The following is a 20,721-nucleotide window of genomic DNA, read 5'->3' on the forward strand; positions in this document are numbered from 1 at the left end:
ATTAAAAGGCTAGTTATTTAACTCAGCATTATAAGCCTCAAAACCACGCTCTAAATCTTCAATCAGATCGTCTACGTTTTCTAAGCCGATGTGCAATCGTACTAGCGTGCCTTCAAAGTGCGGATTCGATACCGTTCGCATGTTATCGAAGCTACTTGGCTCATTGGCTAGAATTAAGCTTTCATAGCCACCCCAAGAGTAGCCCATGCTGAAATGCTCTACGGTATCAAGTAAGGCGGTAGTTGCTTTCTTATTGCTGGTCTTGAGCACAAATGAGAATAGGCCATTAGAGCCAGTAAAATCACGTAGGAAGTATTCGTGACCCGGGCAAGATGGTAGTGCAGGGTGGCGCACATGATCGACTTCAGGGCGAGTTTCTAACCATTTAGCAATTGCGATACTGTTTTGCTCATGTTGCTTCAAACGCACGCTTAAAGTACGCAAACCACGCAAGCCTGTGTAGGCATCATCTGGTGATACACACTGACCAAGTAGGTAGCTTTGCTCACGGAGTTGTGGCCAGTATTTCTCGTTTGCCACTGCGGTGCCAAGCATCACATCAGAGTGACCGACGATGTATTTAGTTGCGGCTTGAATCGATACATCAACACCATGGTCAAACGGTGAAAAGTTAACACCAGCGCCCCAAGTATTGTCGAGCATCACGATAATGTCGTGTTCATGAGCAATGCGAGAAAGGGTTGGTACATCTTGCACTTCCATGGTGTAAGAGCCCGGAGATTCGGTAAATAAAATCTTAGTATTTGGGCGGATTAAATCACGAATACCTTCGCCGATACTTGGCTCATAATAAGTGGTTTCAATGCCCATTTTTTTGAGAATGATATTGCAGAAATCACGGGTTGGTTCATAGCAACTATCAACCATTAAAACGTGGTCGCCATGCTCAACGAAAGACAAGATTGAATTGGTGATCGCTGCAGCGCCGCAAGGGTAGAGCGCACAACCAGCACCACCTTCGATTTGGGTCATGGCTTCTTGAAAGGCGAAATGAGTTTCGGTACCACGACGACCATAAAATAAGGTATGGCCTTGGCGTTTCATGGTGGCTTCGTTTTTCTCAGCCACCGTATTAAATACCACAGTCGAGGCGCGTTGAACGGGAGGGTTGACCACGCCGTGAGTCCATTTTTTATTGCGTCCTGCATTGACCAGTTTTGTTTCGTACTTCTCTGACTCTGACATTTAATATCCTTATATTCGTTAGAACTTATCGCTTTCTATCATATTGCCTTATAGCAAAGGGTTAAATAGGTAGAAGACCCTTTCTAGCATTCGGTGGGCAAAATTACGTTGTTCCCACCTTTCTTTTGAAACTAAGGTAGATTGTTTTAAGTAATTTTCTTGTACCCAATATAACTCTTTGGTGAATTCATAATCATCGACCGCTAGGGTTAATTCAAAGTTAAGCCACAAGCTTCTCATATCGAGGTTAACACTACCCACTAGGCAGTATTGCTGATCAATGACAACGGATTTGGTATGTAATAGACCAGCATCAAATTGATAAATATGTACACCCGCTTCAAGTAATTCACTAAAGAAAGATTTAGAAGCCCAGTTCACTAATAGAGAATCGTTCTTCTTCGGTATCAATAATTCAACGGTAACGCCACGCTGGGCGGTCATTTTGATTACCTGCATTAAGTTGTCACTAGGGACGAAATAAGGCGTGGTAATACGAACCGATTGTTTTGCCTGATTAATCGCGAGTGTTAAAACTTGCTGAATGAGATTTTCAGGCATACCTGGGCCAGATGGCACTACTTGAATGGGATGTAATGCGCCGGTATTTTCTATTGTACAAACAGGGAAGGTAGGTAGATGACGTTCACCGGTTTCAACTTCCCAATCCCAAGCATGTATTGCTGCCAGAACATTAACGGTAGGGCCAGTCACTCGAACCATTACGTCAATCCATTCGCCTACGCCAGCATCTTTTTTGAAGTACTCAGGATCAACCATATTCATTGAGCCGGTATAGGCGACTTCATCATCAATGGTAATGATTTTACGGTGTAGTCGTAGATCTAATCGACGGAAGAATACACGGAAAGCATTCACTTCTAACGCCTGACGAATATCAATGCCAGCTTCTACCATTAACTTCTGCCAATGGCTGCGGAAGAATTTAGGGCTACCTGCCGAGTCAATTAAGATCTGAATATTAACGCCTCGTTTGGCAGCTTGAATCAGCGCAGCATTGACCGAATCGATGAGGCCGCCACTTTGCCAGATATAAAATTCCATTCGAATATTGGTTTGCGCTTGTTCAATATCATCAATGATTGAGTGCAGAATTTTATCCGGTGTGTCCTGTAACGATAGGGTGTTACCACACAACGCAGGAATCGCGGTGCGGTTGGTGCAAAGGTCATGAATTTGCGCCAGTTGTAAATTAAGTAAAGTCGGTTGGTGAGCTTGGCATTCATGCAATTGAGTGAACCATTCACCATAAGGGGCAAACATACTTTGCGATCGTTCGGCGCGCTTACGACCGAGGTTAAGTTCGCCAAAAAGGAAATAAAATAGAACGCCAACAAAAGGAATGATGTAAATGATCATTAGCCAAGCAAGCGAGACACTCACGGCACGGCGCTTAATCACAACACGGATGGTAACCCCTGCTACGAGAAGCCAATAACTAATCACACCTGCTAGCGCAACAATTTGATAGAACTTTTCCATTTATTCCTTTGATATCACCGACTTCATGGATCTCGATACTACCATTCTTTAGCCTGAACTTTGAATCATATTCTTATCGTCTTCTTTTCGTATGAAAGGAAGGTGCTTTGTTATAAATGACATGGGTTAGATCAATCAGAAAATGAATAGGTAGTTAACTCTATACCCAAATAACTTCATTAGAAGAAAATTGCCAAATTAAGCGACCAAGCGTGATTGGTGTTAATAAATTGTTGCGTGAAGTTCTTATGTGTTATGAGTATTTGATGATTTTATGCTCAAATGTTCGCTTATTTGAATTTTTTATACTGCTTTAACTTTAAATCCACCACATAAACTGCTTTACTTGCAACCCTATTAATAAAATTCATTTTGGCCGCATGTACATAAAATTTTACACGGCTGTAAATTATAATAATTATTGGCTTTAAGCCTAAAACACAACGGAAAGTATTATGGCGTCAGGTTCACGTGCTCAGTTTAGCTCTAAATTGGGTTTCATTATGGCCGCAGCGGGATCAGCGGTTGGATTAGGAAATGTTTGGGGCTTCCCAACACAAGCAGCAAGCAATGGTGGGGCAGTCTTTTTGATTGTGTACTTGGTGATGGTAGCGGTGCTTGCTCTACCTATGCTGATTGCAGAACTAACCATTGGTCGTTATGGACAAGCGAGTCCACTACGTTCGATTGCAAGTATTTGGCCTAAGCGCAGTAAAGTGCCTGTCGGTTTTGGCTTGCTTGGCTTGTTAACGGCTTTAATGATCTTGAGTTTTTATTCGATCATTGCAGGTTGGCTTGCCGGTTATTTAGTGAGCCCGATACTCGACTTGGTTGGCCTACACTCTGCGGCCAATTGGTTAGAATCATTTAGCCTTGAAAGAAACCTTGTGCTTGCCTTGGTGTTTATTGGTTTAACTATGAAAGTAGTGATGAGCGGCGTAACCGATGGGATCGAGCGTTGGTCATCTCGTCTAATGCCGGTTTTGGTTGGTTTGTTCGTTATCATGATCATTTATATTCTGACTCAAGATGGCGCAATGGACGGGTTAAAAATGTACCTTGTTCCTGATATGTCTCACTTTAGTGCTGATCTAGTGGTGGGAGCTATGGGGCAAGCTTTCTTCTCGTTATCTCTTGGTGTGACGGTGATGATGGTTTATGGCTCATATTTACCAAAAGACATTAATATTCCGAAAACCGCGGCACAAGTGGCAGCGATTGATACAGGCATCGCGTTTGGTGCCGGTTTGTTGATTCTACCGGCGATGTTTGTCGCGCAAAAACACGGCGTACAAATTTATGATCAAGCGGGGCAATTACTAAATTCAGATACTTTGGTGTTCACCGTGCTTCCTGCTATGTTCGATACCATGGGAAGTGTTGGCATTATTGTTGGCATTCTATTCTTCGCATTAATGTTGATCGCAGCATTAACGTCATCGATTTCAATGCTAGAAGTGCCGGTTTCGTGTGCAATTGAAGAGCTTGGTCACTCTCGCAAAAAAGCCGTTTGGTGGATTGGCGGTGTCGCTTTAGCGCTTGCGGCAGCGATCGTATTTAACTTTGGGACTTTATTCGGTCTTGTTATTACCGTCTCAACGGTCTACCTACAGCCTTTATTGGGTCTTGTGTGGGCAATTTGTGCGGGATGGGTATGGCAGCGTGCAGGTTTACTTGAAGAGATTCGTCAAGGTAACCCAGAGGTTGCAGATAGCCTTTTCTGGAAAGTGTGGCCAAACTACTTACGTTACGTATGCCCAATTCTAATGGGATTGGTATTCTGGGTGACAATCTAGATTATCCTCCTTCTTATTGAGTTAAGTGCCTCGTTTTTACGGGGCATTTTTTATCTGTCAGATAGGGCTGCCATTTAGTATTGAAGCAGGGCAAGGTATACTTCAGCCTCTCTTTTTCCGGTAAGGTTTTTATGTTCGATATTCTGTATCAAAATGCCGACTTTTTAGTCATTAATAAGCATCCGAATGTCAGTGTGCATAAAGATGATGGTGAGACTTCTTTATTAATTGAAGTGGCCAAATCCGAAATGGTTGAGTTAACAGCAGAGCAAAAACTCTATCTGATTCATCGCTTAGATAAAATGACGTCGGGAATTCTACTACTGGGCAAGCATCAGCAAGCCGCTAGTGAATTATCGCAACTTTTTGCCAATCGCATGGTGAGCAAATTTTACCTTGCGATTGGGGTGAAAAAGCCAAAGAAAAAACAAGGGTTGGTTTCTGGCGATATGGAACGTTCTAGGCGCTCTAGTTGGAAGTTATTAAAAAGCCAAGATAACCCGGCTAAAACACAATTCTTTTCATTGGCTGGAGAGAATGGACAGCGTCTGTTTTTATGTAAGCCGCATACCGGTAAAACTCATCAAATTCGAGTGGCGCTCAATTCCATTGGCTCATCAATTGTAGGGGACGATATCTACACCCCAAGCAGCAAAGCTGATCGCGGTTATCTGCATGCCTATTGTTTGTCGTTTGAGTATCAAGGGCAAGCGTATGAGTTTATTTGCGATCCAAGCCAATATGAACATTTAGGTCAAGAGTGGCAAACCGAAGCCGCCAAGCAGGCAATTGAGCAATGGAGCAAACCCTCTAGCCTCAATTGGCCAACAATTAAATAATTTATAAGTGAATCGATAATGGAAATCACACAGTTAGACACTTTTTTTGAACGTATCAAACAGCAACTACCACTTTGTGAAGGTGAGATGCGTCGTTTATTTCACGGCCGTGGACAAACATTTCAAGGCTTAGAGCAGATCACCGCAGATTGGATTGGCAGACAGTTGATCGTGACGTTATTTAAGCCCGTTGAAGATGACTTTAATCAAGCGTTGAAATTAGGCTTAACTGAACTCTTTGACAGTGACGTTTGGCACTCTGCTGGTGGTACGGGGATTGGTTTGCAGCATAGATACCAACATGGTGCGCCATTTGAAACCATTGCCGGTGAGATTCAAGAAAACACGGTTGGCATTGAAAACGGTCTTAAATATCAGCTTGTACTGGGTAAGAACCAGAATATGGGGATTTTCCTGGATATGCGTTTAGGCCGTCAATGGGTACAAGAACGGTCGCAAGGTAAACGTGTATTGAATCTATTTGCTTATACCTGTGGTTTTTCAGTTGCAGCGAAAGCTGGTGGTGCCGATCAAGTGGTCAATGTTGATATGGCAAAAGGCGCGTTATCTCGTGGGCGCGACAATCATCGACTAAATGAGCATGATATGTCAGATGTCACTTTCATGGGCTACGATATCTTCCGCTCTTGGGGAAAAATTACTAAATATGGCCCTTATGATTTAGTGATTATCGATCCGCCATCTTTCCAAAAAGGCAGCTTTGCTTTAACCAAAGATTACAAACGCATTTTACGTAAACTACCGACGTTACTGAATGAAGGTGGTGAAGTGTTTGCGTGTGTGAACTCTCCAGTGGTGAGTGAAGACTTCTTAATTGATTCAATGGCAGAAGAAGCACCTGAACTGACGTTTGTCGAGCGATTAGCCAATCCGGAAGAATTTGCTGATGTCGATGATCAAGCGAGTTTGAAGGTAATGATATTTTCATCAAAAGCAGAAAGTTAACCGGCTGAATTTTAGGTAAATTCCTACTGGCAATATTTGTAAAATAATGCATGATTAAATGAAACTATTTGATTCAAGGAAGATAACCTATGCCATTAGCTCAATGCCCTATATGTGATAAGTCGATATCAAAACGAGCGCATGCTTGCCCAAGTTGTGGTGAGCCTGATCCATTTAACAGCCGAGCTAAATTCAAAGCATTGACAACGGTACTCTGGATTGTGGCAATTGTTGGTGGGGTATACCTGTTTTGGGTTTATGGCCTACCTATGTTGATTGATTTAGCCCATAAGTTATAAAAATTAACCCCCTAATGAGAAGATCATCAGGGGGTTAATTGTATCTACTAGTTAATCGCGTTTAGATTAACTTTCATCTTCTACTTGCTGGCAAGTTTGTTCGCTAATACTTTTCTCAACTAGCATTTGTCCACGTTCGCTACGAATGGTGACTTTGTAAATCACACCTTTCTTCAAAACCGAACGAACTTCATTACTCTTACAGTAAGTTTTTACACTTGCGTCAACTAAAGCCGTTGGTGAAACAGAGCCTGAACTGTTGTAAATCATCAGTAGTTCAACAACATTTTTATCTGATTTTGCACTCATCACATTCAGCGGGCCGATTTTGTAAGGTAGACCAGCTTCAATCACGCTTGCGCGGTGATCGGCCATCATTTCTACTTCACTTGGCGTTGATGAACAACCGAGTAATAAGGCGGCGCTTAATAGAGCGAGTAGGGGTGTTTTAAAAGACATCTTCATTATGGTAATACTTTCTTAAATGGTTTGACGATAACCTTTTCGTAAACGCCAGCTTCGATATAAGGGTCAGCATCTGCCCATGCTTTGGCGTCATCAAGAGAGTTAAATTCTGCAATTACAGTGGATCCGGTAAAGCCTGCTTCGCCTGGGTTATCTGAATCAATCGCAGGCATTGGGCCAGCTACTAATAAGCGACCTTCTTCTTGTAATTGGACTAGGCGAGCTAAGTGACGGTCACGAACGCTCATTCGTTTTTCTAATGAGTTCTCAACATCCTGAGAAAAAATAACATACCACATGGGAAGAGTCCTTTATGTTGAAATTCAAGATAAGAAGTTAATATACGCGGCTCAAAAAAATAAGGCTACCATTTGCCAGTAAAACTGCACTTGATAGCCTTATTTTGTGTTGTATATCCAAGTAACTTCTGGAGTTCACTGGTTAATCTTATTCTGGTTTTACACTACGAGGTTTACCATCAGCATCAATAGCAACGTAGTTGAATGTTGCTTCACAAACTTTGTTCTTTTCACCAACACCATCTAGGCCAACAGATTTAACCCATACTTCTAATGCAATAGACATGGAAGTGCGGCCAATTTTGATGCATTCACCATAACAGCAAACTACATCACCTACTTTTACCGGTTGCTTAAAAGTGATACTAGAAACAGAAACTGTCACGACGCGGCTGTTGGAAAGTTCTTTAGCTAAAATAGCGCCGGCTAAATCGAGTTGAGACATGATCCAGCCACCAAAAATATCACCATTGGCATTGGTATCGGCAGGCATTGCAAGAGTACGAAGTACCATAGAACCACGAGGGGGCTGAGGTTGAGAGCTCATATTATGTCCTAAATTAAAAATTCCATTACTGCTATAGCCCAATCACTTGGGGATATAAATTATGACAGTAATGGAATAACAATCAACTACTCATCAGGCTATATGATGATAGTTTGCTCAGCTTTCTTCTTTATTTTCTTTAGGCATATGCTTATAGACATAAACACCGGAAAGAATTGTGAAAGCGAAGGTGGCGATTAACAGGCCAAAGACTTTAAAGTTTACCCATACATCAAGCGGTAATTCGTAAGCCACATAGATATTTAAAGCTGCACACACTGCAAAGAAGCCAACCCAAGCAAGGTTCACTCGTTTCCATACGCTATCTGGAACGGTGATTTCTTTGCTTAGCATGCCTTTAATAACGGGTTTACCTAGGTAATCCATTACTAATAAACCAATCGCGAATAAGGCATAAATGATAGTGACTTTCCATTTGATGAAGTTGTCGTTATGGAAAAACAATGTCATTCCACCAAAGATAGCCACCATGGCAAAAGTGATGAGCTGCATTTTTTCTACTTTCTTATATAAGAAATAGATAACGCCAACTTGGATCGCGGTTGCAACAATCAAGGCACCGGTTGCGACATAGATATCATAGCTTTTGTATAGAAAGAAAAAGATGATAAGAGGGATAAAATCAATAAGTTGTTTCATGCTTGACCATATATTAAGTAATAGCGTTTAAAATTACTGCTGCGATAAAAGTAAAGTATCAGCAACAGTAAATACAGATGTAGCTCAGTCTACCCAATCGCCGCAGAATGAAAACCGTTTAGAGATGTTTTGCTACAAAAAAAGAGCCATCAGGCCCTTTTAAAGTTATATACACTCAAATCATTAGTAATGATTACTTTTGAGTGGCGGCTTTCATCGCTTTTACAAAGTCACCGAGTTCGCTAAGCATAGTCTCTGTCTGTTCTAGGTTACGCTCAATAATTTTCACTACCGCTGAACCAGAAATTGCGCCAGCTGCACCCGCTTGGATTGCTTCGGAAACTTGCGCCGGTTCTGATATACCAAATCCAAGAATCGCTGGTGGTGCATCAAACTGATTTAAACGCTCAAGTAATTCATGAACCGGCATGCCTGCTTTGGTTTCTGTACCTGTTACACCTGCGCGAGACAGTAGGTAGGTGTAACCTCCACCAAGGTTAGCAACTTGCTCTAGTGTTTCAGCGCTACCATTTGGCGGCGCAATGAATATAGGATGAATGCCGTGTGCTTTGGCCGCTTTTACAAATGGCTCACTTTCACCGGTTGGAACATCGGCAACCAATACTGAATCTACGCCAGCTTGTTGGCAGCGTGCATAGAAATCATCTAGGCCGCGTACATACACTAGGTTGGCATAAACCAGTAAGCCGATTGGTGTGTCTGGGTGTTGCGCACGAATTTTACTGATCAAATCAAAACAAATACTTGGTGTGGTATTCGATTCTAATGCACGAATATTGGCACCTTGAATGGTCGGGCCATCGGCAGAAGGATCAGAAAAAGGAAAGCCTAGTTCTAACGCATCGGCACCGGCATCGACTAAGGTTTGAATGATCGCCAGTGATTGCTCAGGGTTTGGATCACCAATGGTAACGAAAGGAACAAATGCACCTTGGCTCTTTTCATTGAGCTGAGTAAATAATTGCTGATAACGGTCCATTATTGCGCTCCTTTCTCATCTAAAATCGCTTGTACAGTGAAAATGTCTTTATCGCCACGACCAGATAAATTAACCACTAACAATTGTTCTTTTTCTGGTTCGGCTTGTGCCATTTTAACCGCGTAAGCAAGTGCATGAGCAGATTCTAGGGCAGGGATAATACCTTCATTACGTGCCAAGCTTTGGAAGCAATCGAGCGCTTCATCATCGGTGATTGATTCATACTGAGCGCGGCCAATTGAATTTAAATGAGCGTGCTGTGGCCCAACGGATGGGAAATCTAATCCAGCCGATACTGAGTACGACTCTTCAATTTGACCATTCTCATCTTGCATCAATGGTGATTTCATACCGAAGAAAATGCCGGTAGTACCATGTTTAAGTGGCGCGCCGTGTTGGTCGGTATCAATACCTTTACCCGCTGGCTCTACACCAATCAGGCGAACATCGGTTTCTTCAATGAAATCGGCAAACATACCAATCGCATTTGAGCCGCCACCAACGCAGGCAATCACAGCATCGGGTAGTCGTCCTTCACGAGCGAGAATTTGCATTTTGGTTTCTTCACCAATCATGCGTTGGAATTCACGAACAATGGTTGGGAAGGGGTGAGGGCCAGCGGCCGTACCTAGTAGGTAGTGTGCTTTATCATAGCTGGCAGACCAATCACGTAGCGCTTCATTACAGGCATCTTTTAAGGTTGCTGAACCAGAATGTACAGGGATCACTTCAGCGCCCATCATGCGCATGCGGAAAACGTTAGGGCTTTGACGCTCAACATCTTTTGCGCCCATGTAGACTTTGCATTTTAAATCAAGCAAAGCACAGGCTAGCGCCGTTGCCACGCCATGTTGACCAGCACCGGTTTCCGCGATGATTTCTTTTTTACCCATGCGCTTAGCCAGTAGTGCTTGACCAAGTACTTGGTTGGTTTTGTGTGCACCGCCGTGCAGTAGGTCTTCACGCTTTAGGTATAGTTTGGTTTTAGTACCTTTAGTCATGTTACGACATAAGGTTAACGCGGTAGGGCGACCTGCGTATTCTTGCAGTAATCCCATAAACTCAGCTTGAAATTCAGGATCTTGCTGAGCATCGATAAATGCTTGTTCAAGTTGGTCCAATGCTGGAACTAAAATTTGTGGTACATATTGTCCACCGTACTCACCAAAATAGGCATCTAACTTAGCCATAAAAATATAATCCTTGTTAATTATCAACGACGGGGTATTAAGTTACGGGTCATTGATTTAATAATTTCTTAATGCCTTAAACGCGGCTTCCAGTTTCTGTGGATCTTTTTTACCGGGTTCACTTTCAACGCCGGAGTTAAGATCTAAACCGATACAACCAAGTTGTGCGGCTTCTTCGATATTGTCAGGTGATAATCCACCAGCAATCATGATGCTTTGGCGATGGCTAGTTGACGTATTGCCTTTGTTTAAAAGGTCCCAATCGAAACTCATTCCAGTTCCTCCTGATTGATTACCTACTTGAGAATCTAATAAATGTTTATCAACGTGTTGCTCTAATAGTATTGGTAGCTGATCGGACACCCCATAAGCTTTCCAAATTTTAACGCTTTTCGGTAGTAGTTGGCGTAATTCAGCGACTTGTGCTTGTGTTTCTGCGCCATGAAGCTGGACTGCCGCCAGACCAAGTTGATTAGCAGTTTGAGCGACTTCATCCATCGATTGATTTTGGAATACACCGACATAATGTAATGGCGCGCCACTCATAATCAAGCGTGCATCTTCTATGCTGACACGACGTTTGGATTTAGCAGCAAAAATAAGCCCACCATAAACACTACCAGAGCGGTAGGCTAGGTTTGCATCGTCTGGGTGAGTTAATCCGCAGACTTTATTTTCACCTAGGATGACACGACGAACTGCTACTTCTAAGTTGTCTTCTGACATCAAAGAACTACCAATTAAGAAACCATTTGCAAACTGTGATAGCTCTTTTACTTGCTGATGGTTGTGAATGCCTGATTCAGAAATCACCACGGTATCTTTTGATAAACGAGGTGCGAGTTCTTTAGTGCGTTCAAGAGTAATAGATAGGTCGCGTAAATTTCGGTTATTGATGCCGACAACCGGTGCTTTCAATGCAATTGCACGCTCTAATTCATCTTCATTACTGACTTCGGTTAAAATGCCTAGGTCTAATGATCGAGCCACTTCTGCTAGCTGTTGATATTCTTGATCGTTAAGTACAGAAAGCATCAACAGAATCGCATCGGCTTGATAATGACGAGCAAGGTACACTTGGTATTCATCGATCATAAAGTCTTTACACAAGACCGGTTGCGTAACTTGTTTGCGTACTTGAGGCAAAAAGTTGAAATCGCCTTGGAAGTATTTCTCATCGGTTAATACCGAAATAGCGCTAGCATGATTGGCGTACACCGAGGCGATGTAGTCTAAATTGAAATCTTCACGGATCAGACCTTTTGATGGCGACGCCTTTTTGCACTCTAAAATAAATTCGGTTTTGCCAGTATGCAATGCTTGATAAAAGTCTCGATCACTTGGCTGTAAATCTTGTTTGAATGATTCTAAAGGTTGTTGGGTTTTACGCTCTTCAACCCAAATACGTTTATCCGCGACGATTTTTGCTAATACGGTTTCCAATTCCTTTCTCCTCGATTATCCGTGCGCGGCAAGTTGAGTAACAAGCTGGTACGCTTTGCCTGAATTCATAACTTCAATAGCTTGTTGGGTGTTGGCTTTTAAGTCTTCTTGACCAAATAGACGTAACAGTAGCGCAACATTCACGGCAACGGCAGACACTTGAGCTTCCGTTCCTTCGCCATTTAAGATTTTAGTGATAATGGCACGGTTCTCTTCTGGTTCGCCACCTTTAATTGCCTCGAGTGGGTGACTATTCACGCCAAAATCTTCTGGCGTTAAGGTGTATTCAATAATTTCGCCGTTGACGATTTCATTCACTAGTGTTGAGCCGTGAATCGCGACTTCATCGAGCCCACTACCATGTACTACTGCTGCTCGTTTCATTCCCATACTTGCCATGGTTTTGGCGATAGGGCGAACTAGGCTTTCATCATAAACGCCCATTAATTCAATATTTGGGCGAGCAGGATTAATTAAAGGGCCAAGTAAGTTAAAAATAGTGCGAGTTTTCATTGCTTGACGTACTGGCATCGCGTGACGTACACCACCGTGATATTGCGGTGCGAATAAAAATGCTACGCCAATGTTCTCCACCGCAGATTTAGTATCTTCTGGGCTCATGGCTAGGTTAATGCCAAAAGAATCGAGTAGGTCAGAAGACCCCGATTTACTTGATACGCCACGGTTACCATGCTTGGCGATTTTCACCCCACAAGCGGCAGCCACAAAAGCCGCGGTGGTTGAAATGTTGATGGTATTGGAGCCATCGCCACCGGTACCGACGATATCGGCAAAATCACCTTCAATGGTTGGAAATGGAGACGCGTTGGCCAGCAATGCTTGTGCGGCACCTGCGATTTCTTCTGGCGTTTCGCCTTTAATTTTTAATGCCGTTAATACCGCGCCCAATAGAATAGGATCCATCTCGCCTTTGATTATGGTATCGAATAGCGCATGGCTTTCTTGTTCACTTAAATCGCTCTGGGCATATAGCTTGTCAATGATCTTTTGGTTGCTGTTGTTTTGCATAATTAAATCCTTGTAATAATCTTTCTCGGCTCTCGGCTCTCGGCTCTCGGCTCTATTTTTCTAATGCCCAACGAATTGTGTTTTCTAATAATGTCGCGCCATAGGTCGTCATAATGGATTCAGGGTGAAATTGGAAGCCACAGACTTTGTGATTTTCTTCGACTACAGACATGACTAATCCATCAACTTGCGCGGTTACCGTCAGTGCATCACTTACATGAGTGGCAACCAAAGAATGATAACGAGCAATCGCAAAAGGTGACGGTAAGTTCTGATAGGTTGGGTGATTGTCATGCACCATCATGGAAACTTTGCCATGAATGATCTCACCTGCGCCAGCCACTGTGCCGCCGTAGGCTTCAACAATCGCCTGGTGGCCTAGGCAAATACCAATCATAGGTACTTTACCCTTTAAGCGTTGAATGAGCTCTGGCATACAACCCGCTTCAGAAGGTGCGCCTGGACCGGGTGAAAGCACAACAACAGGGTTTTCTAGTTGCTGTACGGCTTGTTCAATAGTTTCCGCTGATAGGCTATTACGGTAAATCGTCACCTCATGGCCTAGTGTACGAAACTGGTCAACAAGGTTGTAGGTGAATGAATCAAAGTTATCAATAAAAAGAATGTTCGCCATGATGATCACCTTAACCTTGTTGACTGTGAGTTGAGTTGGCTTGATGCGCGAGTTGAATAGCACTAATACAGGCTTGCGCTTTGCCACGAGTTTCATCCGCTTCCGATTGTGGGTCTGAATCAAACACAACGCCTGCGCCCGCTTGGATGTGAGCGACGCCATTCTCAACGTATGCAGAACGAATCACGATACAAGTATCAAGGTCACCTTCACCGGTTAAGTAGCCAACCGCGCCGCCATAAGTGCCACGGCGTTGTTTTTCGACATCACGAATCAATTGCATAGCGCGAATTTTCGGTGCGCCAGTTAATGTGCCCATATTCATACAAGCTTGATAGGCATGAAGAGCATCAAGGTCGCAACGTAATTCGCCAACTACGCGTGATACTAAGTGCATCACATGGCTATAACGGTCGACTTTTAATAAATCGGCTACGTGACGAGAGCCTGCGGTAGCGATTCTTGCGACATCATTTCGAGCGAGATCGACCAACATCATGTGTTCCGCATTTTCTTTTTTATCGTTGCGCAGTTCTAATTCGATACGGCTATCAAGATCAAAGTTGATTGAACCATCGGAATTTTTTCCACGGCGACGAGTACCGGCAATTGGGTAAATTTCGATTTGTTCATTATCCGCATCGTATTTCAATGCACTTTCTGGTGAAGCACCAAATAAAGTAAATAGCTCATCTTTCATGTAGAACATGTAAGGGCTTGGGTTACTTTGTTTTAAAGCTTTATAGGCCGCAAGTGGAGAAGGGCAAGGTAGTGAAAAGCGGCGTGATGGCACGACCTGGAAAATATCCCCTTTAACCACAAACTCTTTTAAGTCACGAACGATTTGGCAAAAATCTTCATCAGAAATATTGGTTTCCACTGACATGTCCGCAACTTCTGTTGCTTGTGGGAGTGGAGCAACGTCGGTGCAGTGTTCAGCAATATTGGCTAAGCGCTGCTTCAATTCAGCCTGAATGCTGTTGGTACTATTAAAGGCGGTCGCTTGTACGCTGCAATGTTGAGTTTGGTGATCGAAAATCATCAAGGTTTCAGCTACGTAGAAAACATAATCAGGGCAGTTATCAATGGATTTCGCATCACCGAGATCTTCAAAATTGGCGACGAGATCATAAGCAAACGAACCACCAATAAAGATAGCCAGTTTTTTATTGGCCCCGAGTGAATCAGGAAGTTGCAGTAAATCAAAGCTGTGTTGAACGACACGCAGAGCATCAAAGCTAGAAGATTGACGTAGACGAGAATCTTCATCAATTGCATCGTTAGGCGCATCAAAAGAAAGAGTTAAGGCTTTGTCGGTTGCTTGAGTGAGTACGCCACTGGTTAAGTTCGCTTTGACCGCTTGCAGTAAGTTTTGACCATTTAAGCTTTTTGCAGTCATGATTACTTGATGGCCGCGACATTCAATGCGTACTGCTGCATCAATAAGAAGTAGGCTTTTTAGGTTCTCTTTTGAGCTGATTTCAGCACTTTCAAGCAATAAACTGTTTTGGGTCTCAAGCGCGTTATCATTGACACATAAAGCATGAAAAACTTGCGTTGGGTCTTCAAGGTAAGGGGTGTCTACTTGAAACACTTCAATTGGGTGTTTGTGGTTGATCTTATCTTGATGAATCTTTGCTGCCTTATTCATAAGACTTCCTTTAATCTTTTATTAAAATTCCGTTTGCTTTCACAAGTTTATCACTGCTATGTAGATTTATAAGTGCAAGTAGTAGAGATATAACCGCATAAGCCTTGGTTTACCATATTTTCTTAGTTGCTCACGTGTTTTATCTGAATTTTGTGGCATTGGTTAAATGAAAATGATGGCATTGTTTATAAAGTATTCGATTGACAATGAAACAATAAAAAGCCCGCAAAATAAGGCGGGCTTGATTAAAATGAGAGTTGTTTGAATCTTACTCACTAAGTCGCCCATTGCCACGATGAAATACGCCAAGTACGCCAGTGGTTAAGTGAAATAGCAATCATAGAGAATACTTCCTCAGATAAACAGCGAGAATGAACTACAGTACGATTTAGAATAATGTTATTATCTTGTAACACATTGCTTGTCATATTCGCCTCCGCTTTATCTTGTCGGGTTATCCCTTAAGTTCTTGTGTACTAGTAAACTAGTTCGTTGGTTTCGAGTCAAGCTTTTTTATTTATTAATCTCAGTGTAAGGCCATTTATTTTCATGAGAATCGATCTACACAGCCACACGACATGCTCTGATGGACGCTTAAGCCCACAGCAACTACTCGATCGTGCGGTTGAAATGAACTTAGATGTTTTGGCGATCACCGATCACGATAGTGTCGATGCGATTCCTATGGCACAAGATTACATTACTGAGCAATCTCTACCTTTGCACTTGATCACTGGCATTGAGCTTTCGACAGTTTGGCAGAATAAAGATATTCATATTGTTGGTCTGGATATTGATATTCAGAGCCCTGCATTGCAGCAATTAATTGAATCGCAGAAGCAACGACGAGTTGAACGTTCTGAATTAATGGCCGCTCGCTTGGCAAAACACACTAGGGAAGGGGTGTTGGAAGAAGTTCAGGCGATTGCCAATGGCGCATCGATTACCCGTTCTCATTTTGCCAAATGGTTAGTTGAAAATGGTTATGCGAAAACCATGCAGCAAGTGTTTAAGAAGTATTTAACCCGTAATAATCCGGGCTATGTTCCACCGGTATGGTGCAGTATTGAAGATGCGGTTTCTGCAATACATGCCGCTGGAGGTGTCGCGGTTTTAGCGCATCCAGGACGTTATCAATTGACAGCTAAATGGTTGAAGCGTTTAATTGCAGCATTCGTGGCTGCTGGTGGTGATGCGATGGAAGTTGCCCAACCTCAGCAAGCTCAACAAGAAAGAAGAACATTAGCCGACTACGCGATTGAAAATGGACTGCTTGCCTCGCAAGGGTCTGATTTTCATTATCCATCACCATGGACAGAGCTTGGTCGTAATTTATGGTTACCGTCTGGTGTTGAACCAGTCTGGAAAAATTGGCAGCAGATTGCACATTTAGAGTTTGGGGCAGATAAAGCCTAAACCTAAGCCCAACAGAGAGTGAATCTGATCTCGCCAATGTGATTGAGTCGAAAATTGAATCTTAGACTTAATCTTTATCTCAATTAGGAGTATCAATGAGCCAATTTTTTTATCTACACCCAGAAAACCCTCAAGCTCGTTTGATTAATCAAGCGGTTGCAATCATTCGCAATGGTGGGGTAATTGTTTATCCTACGGATTCTGGTTATGCATTAGGTTGTCAGCTTGAAAATAAAACTGCTTTAGAGCGTATTTGCCGTATTCGTAAAATCGATGATAAGCATAACTTTACTTTGTTGTGTCGAGACCTTTCTGAATTATCACTTTATGCTCGTATCGATAATACCGCCTTCCGCCTTTTGAAAAATAACACTCCGGGCGCATATACCTTTATTTTTAAAGGAACCAAAGAAGTACCACGTCGTTTAATGAACGCGAAGCGTAAAACGATTGGTATTCGTGTTCCAGATAACAAAATTGCACTGGATTTACTAGAAGCATTAGGTGAGCCATTAATGTCGACTACTCTGATTTTACCGGGTAATGATTACGCAGAGGCTGATCCAGAAGATATTCGCGACAAATTAGAGCATTCGGTTGATTTGATCATGAACGGTGGTTTCTTAGGTGAACAGCCAACGACAGTGGTTGATTTTAGCGATGATGAAATGGTGATTGTTCGTCGTGGTGCTGGCGATCCAACACCATTTGAGTAATTAACTTATTCACCTCTTAAGTTACTTGTATATATAAGAAAATAGAGCCCTGACGTTTGTTCAGGGCTTTTTATTGCTCGTTATAATGAGTTATCAAGTTCCGGTCGGTTCCAACGCGGTTTTAAGTAACGATAATTTATCCAATATTGAATTGGGTCTAAAGTGAACAGGGTTAAGGCACTAAAGGCATATCGATTAAATTTTAACGAATACATACTAAGTACAAACATAACGCCCATTAAAGCAGCAAGCCAGTATATATCGTGTCCCATAGCAACAAAAAAAGTCACCGTTGAGCCAATCAAATGTATGGTCGACCACAATCCCCACCAACGAAAGCTCATGAAATTCTCGTTTTTCTCATGAAAATCTTCCGGTAAATCACGAGCATAAGCAAAGTCTTGTCGCTCAAAGTGGTAACCGCAACGAGTGCAGGAATGAGCATAAGGTGCAGGCTCTTGTTTGCAGTTAGGGCACGGTTGAGTATTCATAGTATTTTCTCGTTGTTTAAATAAAATTGTATAAATTCTAATATTTGTCTGAGGCTCGTTATAATCAATAGGTACAATGGTAAATATTGATGAAAGTTATTTATCGAATTGAGTTAATTTTTTGATGTTAACTAATTGATAATAAAATGAAGTTATCACTTGGTTGATTATGAAATTAAGCCGTGAAATTAATTATTCAAATCTGTTTCGGATTAAAAAGCATTTGGTGTATAATTTGCAGCCATTTATCAGCCAGCATATTGAGCTGATAAAGCATGAATTTTCTCAGTTTGCCTGAAGGCGAACAAATAAGACGGCTGTGAAGTCGACGAATGATAGGTATATAAATGAGCGAAAAGTTACAGAAGATTTTAGCCCGTGCAGGCAATGGCTCTCGTCGTGAATTAGAAGCGATGATTCAAGCTGGCCGTGTGAGCATTAATGGACAAGTGGCCAAACTAGGCGACCGATTGGAAGATGACAACGCCATCGTTCGTATTGACGGCCACAAAGTGTCAGTAAAAGATTCTGAAGAAGTGATTTGCCGAGTTCTTGCTTACAACAAGCCGGAAGGAGAGCTATGTACTCGCCACGATCCAGAAGGTCGTCGTACGGTATTTGATCGCTTACCAAAAATTAAAGGTTCTCGTTGGGTTTCGGTTGGCCGTCTTGATGCCAACACCGGTGGCTTATTGCTATTTACAACCGATGGTGAACTAGCCAACCGACTAATGCACCCAAGCCGTCAGGTGGAACGTGAGTACTTAGTACGTGTGTTTGGTGAAGTAAACGAAGAGATGGTTCGTAACGTTACTAGCGGTGTTGAACTTGAAGACGGCATGGCTCGTTTTGAAGATGTTGTCTACGCTGGTGGCGAAGGTATGAACCATACTTTCTACGTGATGATCACTGAAGGTCGTAACCGTGAGGTTCGTCGTTTGTGGGAATCTCAAGGTGTAACCGTTAGCCGTCTGAAACGTGTTCGCTATGGTGATATTTTCCTAGAGAAAGCATTACCACGTGGTGGCTGGGTAGAGCTTGAGCTTAAAGAAGTGAACTACTTGCGTGAAATGGTTGAGCTTAAACCTGAAAAAGAAACACTGATTGATCCTGATAAGCACTCTCGTAAACGTGAGCGTTCTCGTGGTCAGAAGATCCGCCGTGCGGTGAAGCGTCACGAAGAGCGTTCAACTGCGCCAAAAGGTCGTGGTCGCAGTGCTTCTCGCGGTAATGTCGCGACCAAAGGCACAACAACCAATAAAGTGAACAATGGTGAAGCAGTAGGCGGTCGTCAAGGTAAGCAGACGAATCGTCGCAAGCCATCATCTACCGCAGGTAAGCCAAGAACTCGTCAGTAATTGAAACACTGATTACGGATACTAAAAGGGCCCATCAAATCACTTGATGGGCCCTTTGTTCGTTATGCGCTTATGGAAATGGGACTATACCCGAGTGAGCATCAATCTCTTTTCCACAAAATATGACAAAACTTATTGTCAGGGTCGCGGCTAATTAGCATGCGAGCAAACACATCATCCAAAGCATCATCGGCTTCATTGACCAATCCTACTTTTACTTCCGCGTAAGTCTCTTTATCAACCTCAAAGCCAACGTGTTCAGCCCAGTCATCACCGGTTTCTACTACTTCAGCTGCGCCACGCTCTTCAAATTGCATCGTGAATAAGATGACATCTGCTGCTTCTAGGTTGTCTGGTGCCATTTCCAAAAAGATGTCATAGCCGACTTCGATTACGTCATCGTAAGAGATTAAATCTGTCATTATTGCCTTAAATATATTTGATTGGTGTGTTTATAAAAGCGACCAATTTATCGCAAGTGATCGCTTTTATTTTTTAGTACTTAGTCAGCGCGACCCATGAACTTACGTTCAGCCGTGTTAACCCTAATTTTTTCACCACTTGAGATGTATTCTGGGACTTGAACAACAAGGCCTGTTGTTAGCGTTGCAGGTTTCGTACGAGCACTTGCAGACGCCCCTTTAATAGAAGGCGAAGTTTCTTCGATTTCAAGTTCAACGCTTGAAGGTAGCTCAACTGCAACAGGTTTTTCGTTAACGATAACAACGCTTAAGCCTTGAGTTTCTTCGTTAAAGAATAATGCTTCATCTTCAATTACCGCTTTGTTGAAGTGGTATGGTGTGTAATCTTCATTGTCCATGAAAACATATTCATCACCATCAATGTACGAGAACATCACACTGTGACGGCTAAAGTCAGCAAGCGTTAGAATTTCATCAGCTTTGAAGCTTTCATCTGATTTAGCGCCAGTCGCGACATCGTACATACGCATACGATAAAGGCTCGCACCTGCGCGGCCGCTTGGCGTTAATTTGCTGATCTCACGTACAGAGAATACTCGACCGTTTAGTTCAACAACGGCATTTTTTTTAATTTCACTAGCTTTAGGCATGATTTTTCCTGAGTTAAATCTAAGAAGCACAGAGGCTCTTTGTGTTTGTATTTGAGCGAGAAAATATCACGATCTTAACCGAATACCAAAAATAATTATTAGTTTAGCTTGTCTAAATGATTGAGGTGAATGAGCGCCGTC

At 42.6% G+C, this 20,721-nt stretch carries 23 protein-coding genes; 7 read left to right on the forward strand and 16 right to left on the reverse strand.

Features of this window, described 5'->3' with window-relative positions:
• Positions 1-9: 9 nt before the first annotated feature.
• Both L3V25_RS11925 and cls read right to left on the reverse strand, forming a co-directional pair.
• Entirely contained in the window at positions 10-1,206 is a 1,197-nt protein-coding gene (locus L3V25_RS11925; protein WP_237295581.1) for a cystathionine beta-lyase, read from the reverse strand.
• A 48-nt stretch (positions 1,207-1,254) separates the two neighbouring features.
• Positions 1,255-2,709, reverse strand: coding sequence for a cardiolipin synthase (cls, locus tag L3V25_RS11930; protein ID WP_237295582.1), 1,455 nt, complete (start codon positions 2,707-2,709; stop codon positions 1,255-1,257).
• A gap of 455 nt (positions 2,710-3,164) precedes the next feature.
• On the opposite strand from cls, the gene L3V25_RS11935 reads away from it, so the two are divergent.
• From L3V25_RS11935 to L3V25_RS11950, 4 genes are all read left to right on the forward strand, one after another.
• Complete coding sequence (locus L3V25_RS11935) at positions 3,165-4,505, forward strand: sodium-dependent transporter (protein ID WP_237295584.1); 1,341 nt, start codon at positions 3,165-3,167, stop codon at positions 4,503-4,505.
• 131 nt (positions 4,506-4,636) lie between these two features.
• Positions 4,637-5,344, forward strand: a complete 708-nt coding sequence (locus tag L3V25_RS11940) for a TIGR01621 family pseudouridine synthase (protein WP_237295586.1) — start codon at positions 4,637-4,639, stop codon at positions 5,342-5,344.
• An 18-nt stretch (positions 5,345-5,362) separates the two neighbouring features.
• The gene (locus L3V25_RS11945; protein ID WP_237295588.1) at positions 5,363-6,310 is read left to right on the forward strand and encodes a class I SAM-dependent methyltransferase; all 948 of its coding nucleotides are present in this window, start codon (positions 5,363-5,365) and stop codon (positions 6,308-6,310) included.
• 89 nt (positions 6,311-6,399) lie between these two features.
• A complete protein-coding gene (locus L3V25_RS11950) occupies positions 6,400-6,609 on the forward strand; it encodes a hypothetical protein (RefSeq protein WP_237295590.1) in 210 nt (69 codons plus the stop codon).
• 66 nt (positions 6,610-6,675) lie between these two features.
• On the opposite strand, the gene gspS2 is transcribed toward L3V25_RS11950, so the two are convergent.
• The 11 genes from gspS2 to L3V25_RS12005 all read right to left on the reverse strand — a co-directional run bounded on the left by gspS2 (position 6,676) and on the right by L3V25_RS12005 (position 15,955).
• The gene (gspS2, locus tag L3V25_RS11955; protein WP_237295592.1) at positions 6,676-7,074 is read right to left on the reverse strand and encodes a type II secretion system pilot lipoprotein GspS-beta; all 399 of its coding nucleotides are present in this window, start codon (positions 7,072-7,074) and stop codon (positions 6,676-6,678) included.
• Positions 7,074-7,373, reverse strand: a complete 300-nt coding sequence (locus L3V25_RS11960; protein ID WP_237295593.1) for a YciI family protein — start codon at positions 7,371-7,373, stop codon at positions 7,074-7,076. The genes gspS2 and L3V25_RS11960 overlap by 1 nt, the downstream gene beginning before the upstream one ends.
• Before the next feature lie 148 nt (positions 7,374-7,521).
• Entirely contained in the window at positions 7,522-7,920 is a 399-nt protein-coding gene (gene yciA / locus L3V25_RS11965) for an acyl-CoA thioester hydrolase YciA (RefSeq protein WP_237295595.1), read from the reverse strand.
• Positions 7,921-8,037: 117 nt separating this feature from the next.
• The gene (locus tag L3V25_RS11970) at positions 8,038-8,580 is read right to left on the reverse strand and encodes a septation protein A (protein WP_237295596.1); all 543 of its coding nucleotides are present in this window, start codon (positions 8,578-8,580) and stop codon (positions 8,038-8,040) included.
• 193 nt (positions 8,581-8,773) lie between these two features.
• The gene (gene trpA / locus L3V25_RS11975) at positions 8,774-9,580 is read right to left on the reverse strand and encodes a tryptophan synthase subunit alpha (protein ID WP_237295598.1); all 807 of its coding nucleotides are present in this window, start codon (positions 9,578-9,580) and stop codon (positions 8,774-8,776) included.
• The gene (trpB, locus tag L3V25_RS11980) at positions 9,580-10,770 is read right to left on the reverse strand and encodes a tryptophan synthase subunit beta (RefSeq protein ID WP_027696072.1); all 1,191 of its coding nucleotides are present in this window, start codon (positions 10,768-10,770) and stop codon (positions 9,580-9,582) included. The genes trpA and trpB overlap by 1 nt, the downstream gene beginning before the upstream one ends.
• Positions 10,771-10,827: 57 nt before the next feature.
• Positions 10,828-12,213 carry a bifunctional indole-3-glycerol-phosphate synthase TrpC/phosphoribosylanthranilate isomerase TrpF gene (gene trpCF, locus L3V25_RS11985; RefSeq protein ID WP_237295600.1) on the reverse strand — a complete coding sequence of 462 codons (1,386 nt, stop codon included), beginning with the start codon at positions 12,211-12,213 and terminating at the stop codon, positions 10,828-10,830.
• A 15-nt stretch (positions 12,214-12,228) separates the two neighbouring features.
• Positions 12,229-13,242 (reverse strand): anthranilate phosphoribosyltransferase, encoded by a 1,014-nt coding sequence (trpD, locus tag L3V25_RS11990; protein WP_237295602.1) that lies wholly within the window; start codon positions 13,240-13,242, stop codon positions 12,229-12,231.
• A 52-nt stretch (positions 13,243-13,294) separates the two neighbouring features.
• Positions 13,295-13,876 carry an aminodeoxychorismate/anthranilate synthase component II gene (locus L3V25_RS11995; RefSeq protein ID WP_237295603.1) on the reverse strand — a complete coding sequence of 194 codons (582 nt, stop codon included), beginning with the start codon at positions 13,874-13,876 and terminating at the stop codon, positions 13,295-13,297.
• Positions 13,877-13,886: 10 nt separating this feature from the next.
• Complete coding sequence (locus L3V25_RS12000; RefSeq protein WP_237295605.1) at positions 13,887-15,527, reverse strand: anthranilate synthase component 1; 1,641 nt, start codon at positions 15,525-15,527, stop codon at positions 13,887-13,889.
• A 275-nt stretch (positions 15,528-15,802) separates the two neighbouring features.
• On the reverse strand, positions 15,803-15,955 hold the full coding sequence (locus tag L3V25_RS12005) for a hypothetical protein (protein ID WP_237295607.1): 153 nt from the start codon (positions 15,953-15,955) through the stop codon (positions 15,803-15,805).
• A gap of 121 nt (positions 15,956-16,076) precedes the next feature.
• Here L3V25_RS12005 and L3V25_RS12010 point away from each other — a divergent pair, with 121 nt between their 5' ends.
• Both L3V25_RS12010 and L3V25_RS12015 read left to right on the forward strand, forming a co-directional pair.
• A complete protein-coding gene (locus L3V25_RS12010; RefSeq protein ID WP_237295608.1) occupies positions 16,077-16,943 on the forward strand; it encodes a PHP domain-containing protein in 867 nt (288 codons plus the stop codon).
• Positions 16,944-17,038: 95 nt separating this feature from the next.
• A complete protein-coding gene (locus tag L3V25_RS12015) occupies positions 17,039-17,659 on the forward strand; it encodes an L-threonylcarbamoyladenylate synthase (protein WP_237295610.1) in 621 nt (206 codons plus the stop codon).
• A gap of 80 nt (positions 17,660-17,739) precedes the next feature.
• Here the strand turns inward: L3V25_RS12015 and L3V25_RS12020 are convergent, their stop codons facing one another.
• A complete protein-coding gene (locus tag L3V25_RS12020) occupies positions 17,740-18,150 on the reverse strand; it encodes a hypothetical protein (RefSeq protein ID WP_237295612.1) in 411 nt (136 codons plus the stop codon).
• A gap of 347 nt (positions 18,151-18,497) precedes the next feature.
• On the opposite strand from L3V25_RS12020, the gene rluB reads away from it, so the two are divergent.
• Positions 18,498-19,508 carry a 23S rRNA pseudouridine(2605) synthase RluB gene (gene rluB / locus L3V25_RS12025; RefSeq protein WP_237295614.1) on the forward strand — a complete coding sequence of 337 codons (1,011 nt, stop codon included), beginning with the start codon at positions 18,498-18,500 and terminating at the stop codon, positions 19,506-19,508.
• Between the two features lie 101 nt (positions 19,509-19,609).
• Here rluB and L3V25_RS12030 read toward each other — a convergent pair whose 3' ends face one another.
• On the reverse strand, positions 19,610-19,930 hold the full coding sequence (locus L3V25_RS12030) for an HI1450 family dsDNA-mimic protein (RefSeq protein ID WP_237295616.1): 321 nt from the start codon (positions 19,928-19,930) through the stop codon (positions 19,610-19,612).
• An 80-nt stretch (positions 19,931-20,010) separates the two neighbouring features.
• The gene (gene yeiP / locus L3V25_RS12035; protein ID WP_237295617.1) at positions 20,011-20,580 is read right to left on the reverse strand and encodes an elongation factor P-like protein YeiP; all 570 of its coding nucleotides are present in this window, start codon (positions 20,578-20,580) and stop codon (positions 20,011-20,013) included.
• Positions 20,581-20,721 lie beyond the last annotated feature (141 nt).

Source organism: Vibrio sp. CK2-1 (assembly GCF_021726515.1).
Classification (GTDB): Bacteria; Pseudomonadota; Gammaproteobacteria; order Enterobacterales; family Vibrionaceae; genus Vibrio.

Excerpts from the sequence above, each read along its gene's own strand:
- L3V25_RS12000 (WP_237295605.1), bottom strand. The coding sequence starts at position 15,527 with ATGAATAAGGCAGCAAAGATTCATCAAGATAAGATCAACCACAAACAC.
- L3V25_RS11960 (WP_237295593.1), bottom strand. The coding sequence starts at position 7,373 with ATGTGGTATGTTATTTTTTCTCAGGATGTTGAGAACTCATTAGAAAAA.
- trpA (WP_237295598.1), bottom strand. The coding sequence starts at position 9,580 with ATGGACCGTTATCAGCAATTATTTACTCAGCTCAATGAAAAGAGCCAA.
- L3V25_RS11950 (WP_237295590.1), top strand. The coding sequence starts at position 6,400 with ATGCCATTAGCTCAATGCCCTATATGTGATAAGTCGATATCAAAACGA.
- yciA (WP_237295595.1), bottom strand. The coding sequence starts at position 7,920 with ATGAGCTCTCAACCTCAGCCCCCTCGTGGTTCTATGGTACTTCGTACT.
- L3V25_RS12020 (WP_237295612.1), bottom strand. The coding sequence starts at position 18,150 with ATGAATACTCAACCGTGCCCTAACTGCAAACAAGAGCCTGCACCTTAT.
- L3V25_RS11945 (WP_237295588.1), top strand. The coding sequence starts at position 5,363 with ATGGAAATCACACAGTTAGACACTTTTTTTGAACGTATCAAACAGCAA.
- cls (WP_237295582.1), bottom strand. The coding sequence starts at position 2,709 with ATGGAAAAGTTCTATCAAATTGTTGCGCTAGCAGGTGTGATTAGTTAT.
- rluB (WP_237295614.1), top strand. The coding sequence starts at position 18,498 with ATGAGCGAAAAGTTACAGAAGATTTTAGCCCGTGCAGGCAATGGCTCT.
- L3V25_RS12030 (WP_237295616.1), bottom strand. The coding sequence starts at position 19,930 with ATGACAGATTTAATCTCTTACGATGACGTAATCGAAGTCGGCTATGAC.
- trpD (WP_237295602.1), bottom strand. The coding sequence starts at position 13,242 with ATGCAAAACAACAGCAACCAAAAGATCATTGACAAGCTATATGCCCAG.
- L3V25_RS12010 (WP_237295608.1), top strand. The coding sequence starts at position 16,077 with ATGAGAATCGATCTACACAGCCACACGACATGCTCTGATGGACGCTTA.
- gspS2 (WP_237295592.1), bottom strand. The coding sequence starts at position 7,074 with ATGAAGATGTCTTTTAAAACACCCCTACTCGCTCTATTAAGCGCCGCC.
- L3V25_RS11970 (WP_237295596.1), bottom strand. The coding sequence starts at position 8,580 with ATGAAACAACTTATTGATTTTATCCCTCTTATCATCTTTTTCTTTCTA.
- L3V25_RS11935 (WP_237295584.1), top strand. The coding sequence starts at position 3,165 with ATGGCGTCAGGTTCACGTGCTCAGTTTAGCTCTAAATTGGGTTTCATT.
- L3V25_RS11995 (WP_237295603.1), bottom strand. The coding sequence starts at position 13,876 with ATGGCGAACATTCTTTTTATTGATAACTTTGATTCATTCACCTACAAC.
- L3V25_RS11940 (WP_237295586.1), top strand. The coding sequence starts at position 4,637 with ATGTTCGATATTCTGTATCAAAATGCCGACTTTTTAGTCATTAATAAG.
- L3V25_RS12005 (WP_237295607.1), bottom strand. The coding sequence starts at position 15,955 with ATGACAAGCAATGTGTTACAAGATAATAACATTATTCTAAATCGTACT.
- trpB (WP_027696072.1), bottom strand. The coding sequence starts at position 10,770 with ATGGCTAAGTTAGATGCCTATTTTGGTGAGTACGGTGGACAATATGTA.
- yeiP (WP_237295617.1), bottom strand. The coding sequence starts at position 20,580 with ATGCCTAAAGCTAGTGAAATTAAAAAAAATGCCGTTGTTGAACTAAAC.
- L3V25_RS11925 (WP_237295581.1), bottom strand. The coding sequence starts at position 1,206 with ATGTCAGAGTCAGAGAAGTACGAAACAAAACTGGTCAATGCAGGACGC.
- L3V25_RS12015 (WP_237295610.1), top strand. The coding sequence starts at position 17,039 with ATGAGCCAATTTTTTTATCTACACCCAGAAAACCCTCAAGCTCGTTTG.